This window comes from Paenibacillus terrae HPL-003, from assembly GCF_000235585.1.
GTDB lineage: Bacteria > Bacillota > Bacilli > Paenibacillales > Paenibacillaceae > Paenibacillus > Paenibacillus terrae_B.
This window is the reverse complement of sequence record NC_016641.1, coordinates 3,606,473-3,624,083: the sequence shown is the minus strand read 5'-3', so window position 1 is coordinate 3,624,083 and position 17,611 is coordinate 3,606,473. Positions and strand designations below refer to the sequence as shown.

The 17,611-nt window shown below is 48.5% G+C and carries 18 protein-coding genes; 3 read left to right on the top strand and 15 right to left on the bottom strand.

The genetic code is table 11. From position 1 onward, the window contains the following. Positions 1-108: 108 nt before the first annotated feature. From HPL003_RS16510 to hemE, 6 genes are all read right to left on the bottom strand, one after another. Positions 109-732: a fumarylacetoacetate hydrolase family protein gene (locus HPL003_RS16510; RefSeq protein WP_014280837.1), complete on the bottom strand. Its 624-nt coding sequence runs from the start codon at positions 730-732 to the stop codon at positions 109-111. Positions 733-767: 35 nt separating this feature from the next. After that, complete coding sequence (locus HPL003_RS16505; protein WP_014280836.1) at positions 768-1,541, bottom strand: glycerophosphodiester phosphodiesterase; 774 nt, start codon at positions 1,539-1,541, stop codon at positions 768-770. 75 nt (positions 1,542-1,616) lie between these two features. Continuing rightward, positions 1,617-3,104, bottom strand: a complete 1,488-nt coding sequence (locus HPL003_RS16500; protein ID WP_014280835.1) for a CapA family protein — start codon at positions 3,102-3,104, stop codon at positions 1,617-1,619. A 154-nt stretch (positions 3,105-3,258) separates the two neighbouring features. After that, positions 3,259-4,704, bottom strand: a complete 1,446-nt coding sequence (hemG, locus tag HPL003_RS16495; RefSeq protein ID WP_014280834.1) for a protoporphyrinogen oxidase — start codon at positions 4,702-4,704, stop codon at positions 3,259-3,261. Positions 4,705-4,711: 7 nt separating this feature from the next. After that, complete coding sequence (hemH, locus tag HPL003_RS16490; protein WP_014280833.1) at positions 4,712-5,653, bottom strand: ferrochelatase; 942 nt, start codon at positions 5,651-5,653, stop codon at positions 4,712-4,714. A 32-nt stretch (positions 5,654-5,685) separates the two neighbouring features. Continuing rightward, the gene (hemE, locus tag HPL003_RS16485) at positions 5,686-6,732 is read right to left on the bottom strand and encodes a uroporphyrinogen decarboxylase (protein WP_014280832.1); all 1,047 of its coding nucleotides are present in this window, start codon (positions 6,730-6,732) and stop codon (positions 5,686-5,688) included. A gap of 230 nt (positions 6,733-6,962) precedes the next feature. On the opposite strand from hemE, the gene HPL003_RS16480 reads away from it, so the two are divergent. Beyond that, on the top strand, positions 6,963-8,183 hold the full coding sequence (locus HPL003_RS16480; RefSeq protein ID WP_014280831.1) for an MFS transporter: 1,221 nt from the start codon (positions 6,963-6,965) through the stop codon (positions 8,181-8,183). A 123-nt stretch (positions 8,184-8,306) separates the two neighbouring features. Here the strand turns inward: HPL003_RS16480 and HPL003_RS16475 are convergent, their stop codons facing one another. Continuing rightward, positions 8,307-8,951 carry an O-methyltransferase gene (locus HPL003_RS16475; RefSeq protein ID WP_014280830.1) on the bottom strand — a complete coding sequence of 215 codons (645 nt, stop codon included), beginning with the start codon at positions 8,949-8,951 and terminating at the stop codon, positions 8,307-8,309. Between the two features lie 157 nt (positions 8,952-9,108). Here HPL003_RS16475 and HPL003_RS16470 point away from each other — a divergent pair, with 157 nt between their 5' ends. Next, positions 9,109-10,269: a THUMP domain-containing class I SAM-dependent RNA methyltransferase gene (locus tag HPL003_RS16470; protein ID WP_014280829.1), complete on the top strand. Its 1,161-nt coding sequence runs from the start codon at positions 9,109-9,111 to the stop codon at positions 10,267-10,269. 238 nt (positions 10,270-10,507) lie between these two features. After that, complete coding sequence (locus HPL003_RS16465) at positions 10,508-12,517, top strand: LTA synthase family protein (RefSeq protein ID WP_081473725.1); 2,010 nt, start codon at positions 10,508-10,510, stop codon at positions 12,515-12,517. A gap of 127 nt (positions 12,518-12,644) precedes the next feature. On the opposite strand, the gene HPL003_RS16460 is transcribed toward HPL003_RS16465, so the two are convergent. The 8 genes from HPL003_RS16460 to HPL003_RS16425 form a co-directional block, all read right to left on the bottom strand. Further along, a complete protein-coding gene (locus HPL003_RS16460) occupies positions 12,645-12,914 on the bottom strand; it encodes a hypothetical protein (RefSeq protein WP_014280827.1) in 270 nt (89 codons plus the stop codon). A 93-nt stretch (positions 12,915-13,007) separates the two neighbouring features. Continuing rightward, positions 13,008-13,229 carry a YuzB family protein gene (locus HPL003_RS16455; RefSeq protein WP_014280826.1) on the bottom strand — a complete coding sequence of 74 codons (222 nt, stop codon included), beginning with the start codon at positions 13,227-13,229 and terminating at the stop codon, positions 13,008-13,010. Positions 13,230-13,252: 23 nt separating this feature from the next. Continuing rightward, positions 13,253-13,555 carry a heme biosynthesis protein HemY gene (locus HPL003_RS16450; RefSeq protein ID WP_014280825.1) on the bottom strand — a complete coding sequence of 101 codons (303 nt, stop codon included), beginning with the start codon at positions 13,553-13,555 and terminating at the stop codon, positions 13,253-13,255. A 189-nt stretch (positions 13,556-13,744) separates the two neighbouring features. After that, positions 13,745-14,011 carry a hypothetical protein gene (locus HPL003_RS16445; protein ID WP_014280824.1) on the bottom strand — a complete coding sequence of 89 codons (267 nt, stop codon included), beginning with the start codon at positions 14,009-14,011 and terminating at the stop codon, positions 13,745-13,747. A 133-nt stretch (positions 14,012-14,144) separates the two neighbouring features. Then, positions 14,145-15,401 (bottom strand): M14 family metallopeptidase, encoded by a 1,257-nt coding sequence (locus tag HPL003_RS16440; protein ID WP_014280823.1) that lies wholly within the window; start codon positions 15,399-15,401, stop codon positions 14,145-14,147. Between the two features lie 117 nt (positions 15,402-15,518). After that, positions 15,519-16,328, bottom strand: coding sequence for a glutamate racemase (racE, locus tag HPL003_RS16435; protein ID WP_043922762.1), 810 nt, complete (start codon positions 16,326-16,328; stop codon positions 15,519-15,521). 209 nt (positions 16,329-16,537) lie between these two features. Next, entirely contained in the window at positions 16,538-16,861 is a 324-nt protein-coding gene (locus HPL003_RS16430; protein WP_014280821.1) for a YtxH domain-containing protein, read from the bottom strand. A gap of 97 nt (positions 16,862-16,958) precedes the next feature. After that, entirely contained in the window at positions 16,959-17,606 is a 648-nt protein-coding gene (locus HPL003_RS16425) for a helix-turn-helix transcriptional regulator (RefSeq protein ID WP_014280820.1), read from the bottom strand. Positions 17,607-17,611: the final 5 nt, after the last annotated feature.

Sequence of the window (17,611 nt, the reverse complement as noted above, 5' to 3'; positions counted from 1 at the left end):
CAGGACACGGCCCTTACATTCTTGCCTACGGGAATCACTCCATACTGCCCAACTACCAAGAGAACTCCCTTTTTAATCAACTTAATTGATGCAATCACATGGATCAACTTAACCGATTGTGCAGCTTCCTTGATGGTCAGTTCCCCAAAATAGCTCGAAGCAATCTCCGCTTGATGTAGGCCCTACACCTGCCGGAGTGCCTGTAAAAATAATATCGCCCTCACCCAGTCCATAATGGGTCGCTATGTAATCAATGATATGCTCGATGGAAAAAATCATATCCTTGATATGGCCACGCTGTACTTCCTGTCCATTTTTGAGCAATGAAAAATCCTGCTGCTCCAGCATGTCCAGTTTCTCTAAAGGCAAGAACGGTGTAACGGGAGCAGAAAATTTGAAGCCCTTAGCCGCCGTCCATGGGTGACCCTTTTTCTTGAGAACGTTTTGTACATCACGCAGGGTAAAATCAATACCAAAGGCAAATGCATTCAGAATCGTTTCCGCAGACATACCCGGTTCATAATTACGACCTACCGCCACAACCAGCTCTGTCTCATAATGAATGTCTCCTTGATCTTTAGGAAGCTCCAGTATTGCTCCATCCAGCGGTACTACCGCATGGGAAGGCTTTAAAAAAATCATCGGTTCTGCAGGAACCTCATTTCCCAGTTCCTCGGCATGCAGCTTATAATTGCGCCCGACACAGTAGACATTACGAATTTCCACGTTCATTACGATCCGTCACCCTTCCCGTATATGTAGTCCAATTATTTAATAAATAGATTACGTATATAGTGCCACATCCGGTGCTTGGAATGCAAAAAAACCTGCTCCCAGCGATTCGGCCAATTGGTACAAATCATCAATTCAGGATGCAACGAGGCCAATCTTCGCATAATGCTACGGTCATCCACCGTCCACGCCATGACTGTGATACCTCGTCCGGTCAAGTCTTTCATCAGCTTTCGATCCAAACGCGGGTAGCCCATGGATAGAAAAGAGCATTGCAGCCCTTCCAACTGCTTTGCCAGATCATCCGGACGAGCATCCATAATCAGCCCGGTACGGATACCTGGAGCCAGCTCTTTGGCCCGACGTAAAGCGGAACGCTCAAAAGAGGTCAATACCACTTCATTCTCCATATCCCGTGCCACAATTTCACGGAGTACGGCCTTCTCCAGCCCCGGATACATATCCCCTGCGGTTTTTAGCTCAATATTGAGCGATATGCGGCCACGACACAGATCCAGCACTTGTCCGAGAGTAGGAATCCTTTCTCCTTGATATTTCGCGCTTTTCCAGCCACCAGCATCCAAAAGTCTCAGCTCTTTCCAGTCCGTATCCTTCACTCGACCTATGCCAGTAGTCGTGCGCTCCAGCGTGAAATCATGAATGACCACCGGAACGCCGTCCTTCGACAGTTGTACATCCAGCTCAATCCAGTGCACAAACGGCTGATCTATCGCAAACTTAAAGGCCGCCAACGTGTTCTCGGGAGCAATTCCCGAAAAACCACGGTGAGCTACGCACAAATGATCCATTCCAGTTATGACCTCCATCCACAAGTGGTAGCCTCCATACAGACCATTCCTCGTGTAAAAGATTTCCTTCAATAACTATCGAGCGGTTACTGTACCATCAGCGCCCACAGAAACATTAGCCGGTGACATCGCCGCTACTCCTTGCAAAATTTTGCTGGCTTCCGCATCCTTCAATGGGACCGGTTGACCCAGCTCCGCCCGGTAAGGAGTCAGCTTCATGCTACAAGCCCCAGTCCGGGTACAGGTTGCCTGAAATATCGCTGTATCCCAGGTGGCTGGTAATGTGGATTTAGAAAAAATAAAATTGCCTGTGCTGTATGCAATCCATTTGCCTTTATACTGCTCCATCCCCTGTAGTACGTGCGGGTGACCTCCGATTACGAGATCTGCCCCTGCATCAATAAAAGCGTGCGATAGCTCGGTTTGATGAGGCTCCAGTACAGTAGCGCGCTCCTTGCCCCAATGCGCAATGACAATGACCAAATCAGCCTGCTTGCGCGCTTCGCGAATCGACTTCACGATCGCGGTCGAATCGTAGGCTCCTGCAACACCAGGCTGTTGGGCACCTGCATTCCAGTTGGCCTCGGGTATAACCCGTGTAGCCCCCAACAACGCAATTTTAATACCTTTACGTTCAAAATAGTGCGGAGCATACGCTTCTTTTGCATTGCGCCCAGCCCCGGTATACGCTATATCATTTTCTTTCAAATATTTCATCGTATCCAGTAATCCGTCTGTGCCCTGATCCAAAATATGATTGTTGGCCAAATTTACAGCGTCTATTCCTGCCGCAGCCAGCGCAGTCAACGCCTTAGGAGAAGACTTATACACATACGTTTTATTCAGCGCACCCACGCCCCCGGTTGTAACCGGCGTTTCCAGATTGGCTATCGTTAGATCGTCCTTGCGAAACAGATTTCCGAGATATTGGTATGGAAAATCAAATCCGTTCTTTTCCAACCGCTGCTCAACCTTACCAGAAAACTGCACATCCCCTACAAAATGGAGCGTGACTGTCGGTGAAGCTGTTCCATCCGGTGTCCCGTTCTTTCCCTGCACCGATTCGTTGGGGTCAGTAGAATTCCCATTGTCCGATGCATCCCTATTTGAAGAGCTGTCCGGTGATTGCCCGGCGTTCTCTGAAGATACTCCTGATACTAGCGAGTTGCCTTCGGCAACATTTGTGTCAGACGTTGTCGCGGGGCGGCTGTCTGTATCTGTAGCAGTATCAGAAGATGGCTCCGTTTTATCGTCATCAGCTTGCTCGCCTCCATTGGAGCTATCGTCCATTTGTTCATGTGAAACGGCTGTAACGTTCTCTCTTACCGGGCTAGAAGACTGTCCTCCACCTGCAGAATCCGTTTTGGCCTTGTTCTCCTGTTGCAATAGCCCGGCGTTTTCCGCAAGAGAGCTACTCTTCCCGTGTTCAAATATGTAATAATATCCAAAAAGACCTACGATCATAAGCAGCAGGACAAGATTCGTGATGATCCAAGCCTTGCCTATTTTTCGCTTCCTTGCTTTCTTTCGACCTTCATTTTTCTGTGATCTGGGAGAGTACATTCTTCACTCCTTCTATGCTGTTGCATATGCATTACTTTCTTAATGATCCGGCGTTTTTGACACCTTCTCCATTATATATCAAATTTCGGTATAAATAGAACCCCTCGCTTGGGATTGCGAAGGGTTCGTTATTCAAGTTGCTCTAATCATTTAATTATACCTGTACCTCGACTGCTTCCCGTTCCGCAGCTTGGACGGCGACAGAGGCCCATTCCTTGGCCTGACGGATACAATCCGGCAAGCCGATGGCATCATAGCCTGCACCCAAAACATATACTCCCGGCATCGTTGTGCGCAGTTCTTCCCGCAGATCGGCGATAGCCTGCGGGTGTCCTACCGGGTATTGCGGCATGGAGTGGCGAAGACGGGTAATTTCCGTAAATAGCGGAGTCGCCGTAATGCCCATCATGTCCTGCAAATCCTTACGCACCAGCGCAGTCAGTTCATCATCGGGTAGCTCTACCGTTTCTTCGGCTCCGGCACGCCCCACATAACAGCGCAGTAGTACCTTATCATCCGGACTGGTATGCAGCCACTTGGCAGACGTCCACGTACATGCCGTCACACTGCGCCCCTCTTTACGCGGAACCAGAAAACCGGAACCATCAAAGACATTCTCGATGTCTTTTTTATTAAAGGCCATGACCACATTTGCCACGGATACATAATTAACGGCTTCCAGTGCCGCCACATTCACATGTCCCCGCAACAGCGGCGCAGCGGCAAAATTCGGAGTTGTGATAAATAGATCGTCCGCCTCCAACGTCTCACCATTATCCAGTACAACATGGTAGACGCTTCCTTCACCGTCTGCTGTCTTTGTGAATTCTGTAACAGCAACGCCTCTGCGCAAATCACAGTCACGCAAGTCATCCAGTAACGCATGAACCAAACTTTGCAGCCCTTGGCGGAAGGTCAAAAAGACACTTTTTTTCGTACCTGTATGCGTCTCTGCCGGTTTTCTTCCGGTCATCATCCCGTGAATGAGGCTCCCGTATTGCTGCTCTACTTCAGCAAATTGCGGGAAGGTCGCTTGCAAACTCAGCGTCTTCATATTGGCAGCATATATGCCAGCCAGCAGTGGCTCGGTTATATTTTCCAGCACTTCTTTGCCCAGTCGGCGTTCAATAAAATCTCCCAAGGCTTCATCACCCGATACGCGACGGGGCTGAATAACAAAATCCATCATGGCCCGCAGCTTGCCGCCCAACGAGATCAATCCGCTGCGCAGAAACGGTTTCAGCTCCGTCGGAATCCCCAGTACCAGACCGGGAGGCATCGGATGAAGCTGACCTTCATGCAAAATGTATGTTTTTTTCGCCTCAGGATTCGTGCTTACCAGCTCATGATCCAGCTCCAGCTCTTTCGCCAGGTCGATCATAGCCGTTTTACGGGCCAGAAAGGAATCCGGCCCTTTTTCAATCACAAACCCGTCTTTATGCAACGTTTCGATTTTACCGCCCAGCACCGGGGCCTTCTCCACCAGCGTAATCCGCGGTGTGTAACCTGCTTCTTTGTACATTTTACGTGTATAAAAAGCTGTGCTTAGTCCGGTCAATCCTCCGCCTACAATCACAATGTTGCGTAATTTTTGCTCCATTATGTCCTCATCCCTTTTTCCATTGGTCTATGATGACATCGCTAAGCGTCTCCATGTACAATGGATCACTGTTAAGCGAATCAATCCGCTGGAAACGCATATCCAGTTCCTTCGCCAAAGCCTGTGCCTCAATATCCAGGTCGTACAGTACTTCTAGATGATCGGAAACGAAACCGACTGGCGCAGCCAGCACATATTCAATCTGCTCTTCATTGAGACTATGCATGGTATCCAGGATGTCAGGACCAAGCCAAGGCTCTGCTGTACGGCCTGCACTCTGCCACGTAAACTGCCAGTTGGTGATTCCTGCCTTCTCCGCAATTGCTTGCGAAGTAGCCATCAATTGTTCTACATAAGGGTCACCCATCGCCAAAATCCGCTCAGGCAAGCTGTGCGCACTGAACAATACACGTACCTCGTCCCGATTCGCCCCTACCTCTTCGAAAAGCGCCAGTTTTGCATTCACACGTTCGGTTAACGTCTTAATCAGCTTTGGATGAAGATGATAGCTTTCCACAAACGATATAGCCAAATCCAGCTCCTGTGCCTTGACCTGTGCGCGTTTAATATAAGTGCCTACACTCATCACGGAATAATGCGGGGCCAGCACGACACCCACCGCTGTATGGATACCATCTTGCACCATAGCCTCCACGCCATCCTCGATGAACGGCTTGGCATGTTTGAGTCCCTGATAACAGACAAATTCAATATCTGGGTTACGATTTTCCCGATTTAAGGTTTCTTGCAGATTTTTAACCTGACGGTCCGTATTCTGACGTAGCGGAAATACGCCGCCCACAATGGCTTCATAACGGTCCTTTAATTCTTTCAATTGCTCCGGGGAAGGAGGGTTACCACGACGAATATGCGTATAATAGGCTTCCACCTGATCCAAACTTTCCGGTGTCCCGTAGGACATAACCAGTACACCCACTTTGGTTTTCATCCAGCACATCACCTCTTTAAATTTTGGGTTGATTACTTCTTTGTCAAAACGGAACGGGAATACTCATGCACATACTCTGTAAGCTCTCTCAGCTTATCTAACGAAGCTTCTGGAAATAAACCGTGACCCAGATTAAAAATATATCCCGGCTCCAGAATTCCTTCATCTACAATCGTTTTCGCATACTGTTTAATTACATCTATCGGCGCTGTGAGCACGTAAGGATCCAGATTTCCCTGCACACCAAAAGCATTACCCAAACGACGGCGTCCTTCAGGTATACTCACCCGCCAGTCCAGTCCGATCACATCGGCTTTTACCCCGCCCAGCAGCGGAAGCAACTCACCGGAGCTTACACCCGGAAAATAAATTTTCGGTACGTCCAGATCAGACAGCTCATGGAAAATACGTGTAATCGTCGGCAGCACAAACGTTTGGAAATCATGAGGCGCAAGCGCACCTACCCAGCTGTCAAAGAGCTGAAATGCCTTGCCGCCGTTAGCGATATGGGCACGCATGTATGTAATAACCATGTCTCCAAGCTTGTCCATCAGCCGACGCCATAATTCAGGCTCTCCGTACATCATGGCTTTAGTGCGGATATATCCCTTGGACGGTCTGCCTTCTATTAAATAACTCGCAATTGTAAAAGGAGCTCCGGCGAACGTAATCAGCGGTACCTCCAGCTCACGGTCCAAAATACGGATCGTTTCCAAAATATGACCCAGATCTCGTTCTACATCAATCGGGCGCAGCTTATCCACGTCCGCGGCTGTACGAATCGGATTATCAATAACCGGACCAATATTTTTGACAATATCAAAATCAACCCCCAGCGAGGCTACCGGATTCATAATATCAGAATATAAAATAGCAGCGTCCACCCCGAGCTTGCGCACGGGCATTAAGGTCACTTCTGCCGCCAGCTCGGGCTGACGACATATTTCAAGCAACGTGTATTTTTCTTTAATTTTGCGATATTCAGGATCATACCTTCCGGCCTGCCGCATGTACCATACGGGAATATGATCCACAGCCTGCTTGCGGCAGGCGCGGATAAAGGTATCGTTGTAGGTCATGACTTCAGCCTCCAGTTCGAATCGTAACTACTGTATTTTATTATGCCCTTTTTCAAGGGTCGTAACAACCGCCGCTGGCGGACAATCCATGACAAACCCATGACATTTGGATAAAGTTTCAATGAAGTGTGCTATACTAGAGGAATGGCTTTTTTAAAGCTCCGGGAAGTTCTACATAAATAAGTAGCTTTGCATCAGCATGAAATGGTAGAAAGGAAGTGAAAAGCACATTGAAAACATGGGAGACGTGGAAAGTCAATCTCATTGTGCTTTGGTTCGGTCAGTTTCTGGTCAATGCGGGTATTACGATGATTACTCCATTCCTCGCCCTCTATCTGGCTCAAGACCTTCATGTGAAGGGAGAGCATGATATCGGTCTGTGGGCCGGAATTATTTTTGCCGCAAACTTTTTGACTTCATTTATGTTCCAGCCTCTATGGGGCAAGCTGGCTGACCGATATGGGCGCAAAGTAATGCTGCTCCGCTCGGGCTTCGGTATGGCTCTGGTGATCGGCTGCATGGGTTTGGTCACCCATCCGTGGCAACTGTTAGCGCTTCGTCTGCTGAACGGTACGATTTCGGGCTTCAATCCGGCTTCGATTTCTCTGGTTTCGGGTACTACACCCAAGGAACGGACCGGTTTCGCTATGGGGATTATGCAATCCGGTCAGATGGCGGGTACGATTCTCGGCCCTCTGCTGGGCGGATTTTTGGCTGATTGGGTTGGATTCAGACCGATCTTTTACATTACAGGCGCTCTTATTTTTGTAGCCTCTCTCATCGCAATGTTTCTGGTTAAGGAAGATTTCAGCAAAGCCGAAGCTGCACGCACTCCGCAAATTTCGGTTCTTGCCGGATTAAAGGAGCTAAGCCATACGCCCCAGCTTCCGGCTTTGTTTACCGTAACGTTCCTGCTCCAGTTTGCCATGATCAGTACTGTATCTTTGTTGCCGTTATATGTGCAAAAGCTGTATGGGTCGGCAGAAGGAATTGCGCTCATTGCCGGCTTTGTTACAGCCATTACCGGCGTATCCAATATGGTCGCTGCGCCGCTGCTTGGAAGATTGAGTGACAAGATCGGAGCACACCGCATTTTGACCCTCGCTCTGCTCGGAACCGCGCTTATGCTCATTCCACAGGCTTTTGTCAATCAGGTGTGGCAGCTCGTCACGATTCGTTTTTTCATGGGTGTTTTTATGGGCGGTCTGCTGCCGAGCGTTAACGCGCTGATTCGCACGTATACACCGGAAGGCATGGAAAGCCGTGCGTTCGGCTTCAATACCAGCTCGCTGTCGCTCGGAAATATGCTCGGTGCTGTCATTGGCGGAGTGCTGTCCGGGTTTATCGGCATCGAAGGACTGTTCATCATGTCAGGTGTCCTGCTGATCATCAACATATTCTGGGTACGTATGAAGCTCTACGATCGTAAGCCTGCACCTGATTTTAGGTAAAATATTCCTCTGTTAAGGTCAGCCTTCTAGAACAGACAAGAACCTCCGATCCACAATTTTGTGGACAAGGAGGTTCTTTTTTGTACAGCTACTTTTTTATAGCTATATAAGTAGCATTACAGCCTATTTTACTCGTGCCAACGCCAATCCGTCATAGGCTGGCAAAAGCGTACTAACCAGCCGTGGGTCCGTAGCTATCGTTTCGTTAAAGCGTCTCACGGCCTGCACAGCAGGACCGTTCTTGTCCGTATTCAGCGTCCGTCCACGAAGGAAACAGTTATCTCCCGCAATAATGGCACCTGGATTCGCCAGAGCAATCGCATATTCCAGATACACCGGGTAATTTTCCTTATCCGCATCAATGAAGAAAAAATCGAAGGTTCTCCCTTCTTCCTGAAGCGCCTTCAGGCTGTCCGCTGCGGGACCGATACGATATTCGGCACGGTCACCGTAGCCGTTTTCCTCCAAATGTCGATGTGCCAGCTCTGCGTACGCTTCTTTCAGTTCCAGTGACACAATGCGTCCCTTTTCTCCGAGCCCACGAGCCAGACATAATCCGCTGTATCCGCCTAATGCGCCAATCTCCAGTACCTGCTGTGCACCGGATACCTCAACCAGAAAGGTCAGCAGCTTCCCGTAAGGATGAGCCACCGATACCTCAGGCATTCCCTCTCCAACAATGGCCTCCCTAATGCCGCGGAGCGCTTCATCCTCCTGTACCAGTTGGTCTACATATTGTTCAGGCGTCATATTTGGTGTAATTTCCACGTTTCATCTCTCCTTCTTGGTTTATCATAACTCAGGTTGGACGCGGTGTCCTTCGTAAATTTTTTACCTTAAATGATTTGTCTCTTCGTTTACAATGACCTATACTATAGGGATTGAACCAAGCTTATATGATTATGGGACGGAGTGAATACGTTTAATGACTCAACTGCAACTAATTGCAACTGCGCCGATGGGACTCGAAGCTGTCGTGGCTCGGGAGCTCAGAGAGCTCGGATACGAAGACCTGACCGTCGAGAATGGTCGTGTCGTTTTTTCCGGGGATTATATGGATATATGCCGGTGTAACCTGTGGCTACGCACATCAGACCGCGTTCTTATTAAAATGGGTGAATTTTCCGCAACCACCTTCGATGAGCTATTTGAGGGTACCAAAGCTTTGCCATGGCAGGATTGGATTCCTGTGGATGGTGAATTTCCTGTAGAAGGACGTTCGCACAAATCACAGCTTAGTAGCGTACCAGCCAGTCAGGGAATCGTCAAGAAGGCGATTGTGGAAAAGCTCAAGGAAACCTATCACACGGATTGGTTTGCCGAGGACGGCCCTCGTTACGTCATAGAGGTCATTCTCTTAAATGACCGTGCATTGCTCACGCTCGATACGACGGGCCCGGGACTGCACAAGCGCGGCTACCGCAAGCTCGTGACAGAGGCTCCGCTCAAAGAGACGATGGCTTCCGCTCTTATTCAGCTTAGCCGCTGGACTCCGGATCGACCATTCTATGACCCGTGCTGCGGTTCCGGTACTCTGCTGGTAGAAGCAGCAATGCAGGCATGGAATATTGCCCCGGGATTGAGACGTACCTTTAACTCGGAAGACTGGCCTGTCATTGGTCGCGAGCTATGGGATCAGGCTCGCGACGAAGCGATGGATTTGACCCGCGATGACATTCCTTTCGAGATTGCAGGCAGCGATATTGACCCGGCTGCCATCGAAGTCGCTGAGGCAGCTGTAAAGGCGGCAGGCTTCGCTAAAGATATCTCCCTAAAGATAATGCCTGTAACGAAAGTCAGACTTGAAGGCCAATATGGTGTGATGATTACCAATCCACCTTATGGTGAGAGATTGAGCGAGCAATCCGAGGTGGAAAAGCTGATCCGTTCACTCGCACGCACGGCAGCGGAAATGAAGACATGGTCCTTCTTTGCTATCAGCTCCACCAAGCAATTCGAGCACTATTGGGGACGCAAAGCTGATAAGAGACGCAAGCTGTTTAATGGCCGGATCGAATGCCAATACTATCAGTATCTGGGCCCTCTACCGCCGCGCCGCAAAGATACTCCGCTGTCGCAGTCTTAAATAGATGATGCTCAGGCCAGGAAGCGAACCATCCGTTCGCCTCCTGGCCTGATTTGTGCTGTTCACCTGATAAAATAGGCTCCTTACCTATTGTGCCGGAAGGAAAATGCTGTATTTTCTTTACTTAATCATTGAAATGCGCGGGATGAGCGCTATAATAATTAAAGGCGATTTCGGTTTTAACATTACGTTAATATGTAGTTTATACTAGCCGAACATTTATGCCGAAGGGGGTAAAGTGTTGGTTATTCGCACGGCCGGTGCAAATCGCACTGGAAACATGTTCAGCAGAATACTGCTGTCCCGATATTTCGGGTTTGGTCTGTTTTTTGTACTTATGATTGGCAAGCTCGTTCTGATCCACAAAAACCTGCATGCCCAAAATATTGACATGAATCTGTTGGATTATGTCATCGCTATCGGTTCGCTCTTGCTTGTGAGTTTTTGGACCTTATGGCTGTCACGGCGCGGACGTTTGGTCGCTCTTGTCGTGCTCGATATTTTGCTTACCGCTCTCATTTATTCTGACATGGTTTATTATCGGTATTTTCAGGATTTCATTACGATTCCCGTCTTGCTTCAAGCCGGACAAGTTGATTCCTTGGGTGGAAGTATCGCATCTCTGATGTACTGGTGGGATCTTTTATTTTTTGCAGACTGGATTCTGTTCATTCCGTATGTGATGTTCGTAGCTTCCTTACGGCGTCGGTATGTAACGAGTGATCCTTACATCGAAACGTCCCGGGGCTCATTCACTAAAAGATTTCTGCTTCGCTTCTCCAAAGGCGCGCTGGCGTTCCTGATCGGCTACATGTTCACCTTTGGACCGATTAAATATTATACGTCCACGTGGGCAACCGGCATATTCGTCGGGAACTGGTGGTCGATGGCCTTGTACAATGTAACCGGACTGATCGGATTTCACGGGTACGACATTTACCGCTATAGTCAGGACCATCTGGGACCCCAGCCTACGCTGGCTCAGGCGGAGTCCGATAAGGATAAGGAATGGTTTAATCAGCATCAAAAGCTGCTCCAGGTGAAAAATGACCTATCCGGGAAGTATAAAGGCAAAAATGTGATGGTCATTCAAGCTGAAGCGTATATGAACTTTTTTATCGGCAAACAAATCAACGGTCAGGCCATTACGCCTAACTTTGACAAACTGACGAAGGAAAGCATGTATTTTAACAATTATTATCACCAGACTGCGCAAGGTCGTACTTCAGACGCGGATTTCTCTACACATGCTTCTCTGCATCCGCTCCCTACAGGCTCGGTATTCATCCGTTACGCGGACCATAAATTCGATACGTTGCCTTCTATTCTAAAAGATACTGGCTACAGCCCTAATGCATTTCACGTATACGACAGCAGCTTCTGGAATCGCTACACAATGTATAAGGCAATGAACTATGACAAGTTCTACAGTAAAAAAGATTTTGAAATAGATGAGCCACTGGGCTGGTCACTGGGAGACAAATCCTTTTTCCGTCAAACGCTCAATGATCTCACCACTGAGGTCAAACAGCCGTTCTACGCCTATATGGTCGGAATTTCGAGCCACCACCCGTACAATCTGCCACCAGACGCCGTGGATTTGGACGTTGGTGAGTTTGAAGGGACCATGTTCGGAGACTATTTGAAATCCGTCCATTATGTGGACGAAGCACTAGGCGAGCTGGTCGATCAGATGAAGAAAGACGGATTGTGGGATAATACGATCCTTATGTTCTACGGGGATCACGACAATTCTATTAAAGATAAGGCACTGTATGAGAAATTTTTGGGTAAACCACTCACAGACCTCGACATGCAGAAAATCATGAACCAGGTGCCGCTGCTAGTGCATCTTCCCGATGGAAGCCACGCGGGAACTTACACTGAACCGGCAGGACAGCTTGATCTGACACCTTCGGTGATGCATCTGCTTGGCATTTCAACGAAACCATATCACTTTATGGGTAATGATCTGTTCAGCGGGAAGCCTCGTATGGTCGTGCTGCGCACTGGCGCTTTCACTGATGGTCGTGTGTACTACATTCCATCTGAGGATGGCACGTTCTCCAAAGGAACTTGTTACAACCTCACCACAGGCCAGCCTACGGATGTGAACGCCTGCGGACCGGGGTATACCGAAGCTCTTAATCGGTTGAACATTTCCGATCAAGTCATCACATATGATCTTATTCGCGAATGGGAACCAACAATTAAAGAAGTGAATGCGGCACCTGCCAACTCGAAGTAGACCTTTTGAGGAAGGATGGCTTACACAACACCCTTCCCAGTCCTCCAAAAGGACAGAAGTCAGCGAATAATAACAAAAATCCCGATCCAACAGAACTTACACGCTGTTGGGATCGGGATTTTTGTATTTATGGACGCAGTGCCTTTTGGGCCTGTTCCAGCCGTTGTACTTCTTCACCAAGCATATCCTCGGCAACCTCTACCGCATCGTCGCCAAGGCTGTCCTTCGCCTGCTCTATGGCATTCTCCGCGTGTGTACGGGACTGTTCGGCCTGCTCAATCAGTTGCTCAGCCGGATGTGACAACGCCTGAGACACGGCATGGTGAAGCTTGTCCACCGAGTTTTGCGTCTGGGCCTCGACACTGTGATGGTCGAGATTGGAATCATATTGAGCCATGAGTCACTCCTCCTTCTCGGCAGTGGTCTGCATCCATTAGCATGGATCAGAAGAAGGGGAACTATACAAAGACGTAAATGCTGCGTATTGGAATTATTTTATAAAACGTGCAGCCTTCTCCAATACCTCATCCTCTGTAGCTGCACTTATATAACGTCCGTTCACATATACAAACGCCCGCTTTCCACAAGGACCGCAATACGATTTGCAACCGATTTTGATCTCCGCATCCGGTGCCATCTTTTGCAGCTTGGGCAGAATCGTTTTCAAGCGAATATGATTGCATTCATCACATACGCGAATATCATTGGCCATCTGTCATCCCTCCGTGCTCCGGCTTAGTGGTCGCCGTGATTACCTTGGGAAGGGTTAGTAATGACAAAGCCTTCTTCGGGAAAGTACAAGTAATCAATTTTTACACCATCCAGCAGCGGCTGGCCGTTTTCCAAAATAACATCAATGCCTTTATCTGTAGATACGACGGTATCTGTTTCTTTAGGCGTGTCCAAATCCAGCCCGTAATGAGCATGGTCTCCATGGGAATGAGTAATGACAACGCGCAGGCTCTTCCCTTGGTTTTCTTCTTTATCCAATTCAAGCTTCAATACTTTAGCTGCGTTGCGAGTAATTTTGCAATTCATCAACTTCATCTCCTTCATATTAATCAAATGAAGTGTGTTCCATCGGAGTATGAATATCCGGGCCACACAATCTAACAGGTAAATTCAACAACTACAAACTACAAATAGCCTCTATACTAGAAAGGCAATATTCCTATTGTAAAGAAAATCGCGAAAAATCGCAATCACGAAATTCATAAGCTTTTATTCCTACCGGACACGTACGTGCTGCTTCTCAAGCACATCGGGATACTTACGTTCAGCGCGGGTCACAAACCAGTTCATAAGCAGCAGCGTCACTCCGATGTCGTCAATGGGCATAAATGGCATGACATCTGGCAACACCCAATAGAGCAATACAGGGACGGCAAACAGCAATTTTTCACCCAATGGAATCTTCGACGAAGTAATAAACCGGGGCATGCGATGAAACACATGTGACCATTGACGGAGAGACAGTAATCTTTTCCACTTCATAGGTTGTTCACTCCATTTCCAATGCTCCTAAGTATATATACCCCATTAAAGGGACATGTAAGAGGAACACTTGTAAAAACACGTGCTCCTCCTAATACGTGCTGATATACCATGGAGTTTCAGGCTAAGCCTTTTACCATGACAGCACTGCTGCCATTAACATCCCCACTTCTGCTGCAATATCGTCATAATCACGCATAGGCAGCGGATTTACACCCAGCCCGACTTCAACGGTAAAACCCGGTTTTCCAAATTGCTGTATAAACCAGTCCTTATATCCCGCATCGCTGCCCCCCAGCTTTACCGCCCGGTATCCTGTTGCAGCCGCCAGCCGTGATGCCCAATCCCGGCTCTCCTTTGGCTCCAAATCCCGATAATTCCAATAGATTTCCTGTCCCTGACTGTGTATAGACAACACCATATCAAACTGTTCCCGCTCCGTCAGATCGACAAGCGCTTTAGCCTCCGGCTCAGACAAAGGCGCAGGACCCGCATAATCCCTTCTGGACGGGCTTGTTTTACCGCGTCTGCGTACCTCTTCCTCCCAATACGCCGGAAACTGATCGTTAAGGTCCACACCGCGAATGTTAGCCTTCCATCCACGATAATCAGCACGGCCTTCATTCCACTTTCTTAAGTCATGGTACAGGGGATGAGACGGAAGGACACCTTGTTGAACCAGTTCCACCCCATCTGGATTGACCATGGGCACTACCCATAAAGAAGTACGGTATAGCCAAGTTTGTGGAGAAACTCGATATATCCATGGAGGAGCCTCGCTTTGACCCTCTCGCTTGTCATGATGCTCCCCCCCTTTATCTCCATTCGTACTGTAGACTCCTTGCGCATATCGCTCTACAAAACGCAGTAAACATGGTGTCGTCAGCCATTCATTGGCATGTACGGAGGCGTTGGCGTGAATTTTCAGCGGTCCCCATCCAATGCGTACATAGGGGATATCCTTCCCCATAACACTGGTGCCGATGCTGCCTACTTCAATAAACGGATACCTTTGAGCCAGGGCCGCAAGATCTTCTCTCAAGTCCTCGTACCCATACTCTCCACGCAAGCGTACAATCTGATTCTGATGGTTTTCAGGTATAATAATTTTTTTTCCTTCCACAAAATCATGCTCTGCAAGTTCGGGATTGGCCTGCCGCAGCTCATCAAGCTTTATACCAAACTGCTTGGCAATCTGTCTGGCATGCTCAGCGGGCTGAATAACGTATTTACGATCCATTGACGGACGAATGTACAGCACTTGACCACAAATCAGATAAGGTTGCGCGGCAGTCCATGGATTGTCTGCCATCAATGTATCTGTGGATAATTTAAAAGCCGAGGCGACCCGGTGCAAAGTATCTCCTTTTTGTACGATATATTCCCTCATCTTCTACGCCCCTTCCATCTGTCTTACTGCATGTTATGCAGACGCGGCGTGTCTTGATGTAACGAATACCAAAACAGCCGATTCTTTTGTCGAATGACAAAAAAATCGGCTGTCTCATCAATCCAGATTGGTGACCTGCCAAACGACAGGCGTTTGACGAATTTGCTCCCCAAGCCACTGTGCGGCAATGCTCTGGAACATTTCCGGATCACCGGAACAAAAAAGCTGATGCACAGGGGTTTCATCCCCGGCCTCTAACTTGCCCTTGTTATACAAAATCGTACTCGTCTCACGGGCCGTTTCGTCTGCTGAACTAATCAGCTTCACGTTTGGGCCTATCACTTCCTGAATCGTTTCCTTCAAAAAAGGATAATGCGTGCAACCGAGAATCAAACAATCAATCGGGTACGCTTGAATCGGCCTCAACGACTCCTCTACGACCTTTGATGTCGTGTCTGAGCGAAACAGTCCCTGTTCTACCAAAGGAACGAGAGCAGGGCAGGCATGGCTCAACACGTCTACATAGGGGGATAGTTGCTTCAACGCAGCCGTATAGGCTCCGCTTCGAATCGTACCGACAGTCCCAATCACCCCGACATGCCCGGTGGCTGTTGCGCTGATTGCAGCACGTGCCCCAGGGTGGATGACTCCGATCACCGGAATGGATACCTTTTGGCTAATATAATCCAATGCCGCGGCTGTAGCCGTGTTGCAGGCAATAATAATGACTTTCGGATCAAATTGAATCAGAAAATCAACCATTTGCTCTGTAAATTTCTTAACTTCTTCCGATGGCCGGGGCCCATACGGGGTGCGCGCAGTGTCTCCAAAATAAATGATTTTTTCCCGTGGAAGCTGACGCATGACTTCTTTAACAACCGTCAGACCTCCTACACCGGAATCCAATATTGCAATCGCTTGCTGCACGTACACACCGCTTCCTTTTTTGTTCAAGTATGAGTCGTTCCCTCTCGGGAAGCTATCCGTTGCTACATACCTTATGTTGTATTCAAGTAAAAGGTACCCCCAAATATTACTCGAAAAAGGGAAACCCATCAACAAAGAGGCTTCATCCCATCAGGAGAAGCCTCAAAGCGAATCTATATTCAGTTATATTATATTCAATTAGAGCTGGGTTACAGAGAATCCTTTTTCGTATCTTCTTGAAGAGGAGCGGATGAAATGCTGACTTCAGGAAGAACTTCACTTTTTTTACGAAATTGCCCGATTTCATGAATGACCGCTGAGGCCGTATCCTTAATTTTATCGGTATACTCAATAGAGGCGTCTGTAATTTTCCCCGCCAGTTCCTGCCCTTTATCACTGACAAGACGGGCCTGATCCTTTATGTCCTGACGCAGATCACGACCTGACTTGGGGGCAAACAGCAGCGCAGCGAGTGAACCGGCAATGCTACCTGCCACCGCACCACGGATAAAGCTTTTGTGGTATTCTTTCATCATCATCTCTCCCTTGTGCCCGGGCGAATGCCCATCTGTTAATGCATTATAAGCACGGAGAGCTTGTCATGATACAGCGAACAAACCATGAAAGTTCCTACATTTTTCGGGATCGGATACGGTACAGGCAGCAACGCCCTCCATCCGCCAAGCAATCCTCACGGACAACTTCGGCATCAAGCAGCTCCTCGAACATTTGCTGCTCACATTCACAAGCCTTGCGGTAACGGCCTGCAATTTGGAAAATCGGACAATTGTATTCCACAATAGAGTAGCTTCCGTCCTCTTCTTCCCGCCACTCCGCCATATAACCGGAAGCGTTCTGGATACCGGAAAGCTTTTCCACACGTGAAGCCAGCGTGGCCTCGCGCTCTATCTGAGGGGCGTAACGCTTCATCATTTTGCGTTTTCTGCCGTCAAATAGAGAGTAAACAGCTTCCATTCCCTGCTCTTCATCCAGTTCCTCCAGCAGCTCCAGCAACAAATGATCATAATTCCGGGGAAACTGCTCACTTCCCTGCTCACTCAGACTGTACAAAAACGTCGGACGTCCCATCGCCTGCCGCACTACTGTAGCAACGATGAATCCATCCTGCTCCATCAATTTGAGATGCCTGCGCACCCCCATTTCGGTGATGCCCAATTGAGCTGCCAAGCTTCCGACGCCCACAGGCCCCTGGGTTTTCAATAGTGTCATAATCATGCGCCTGGTGGGCATTTCGGGTACGATATACTTATCCGTCACTTTAG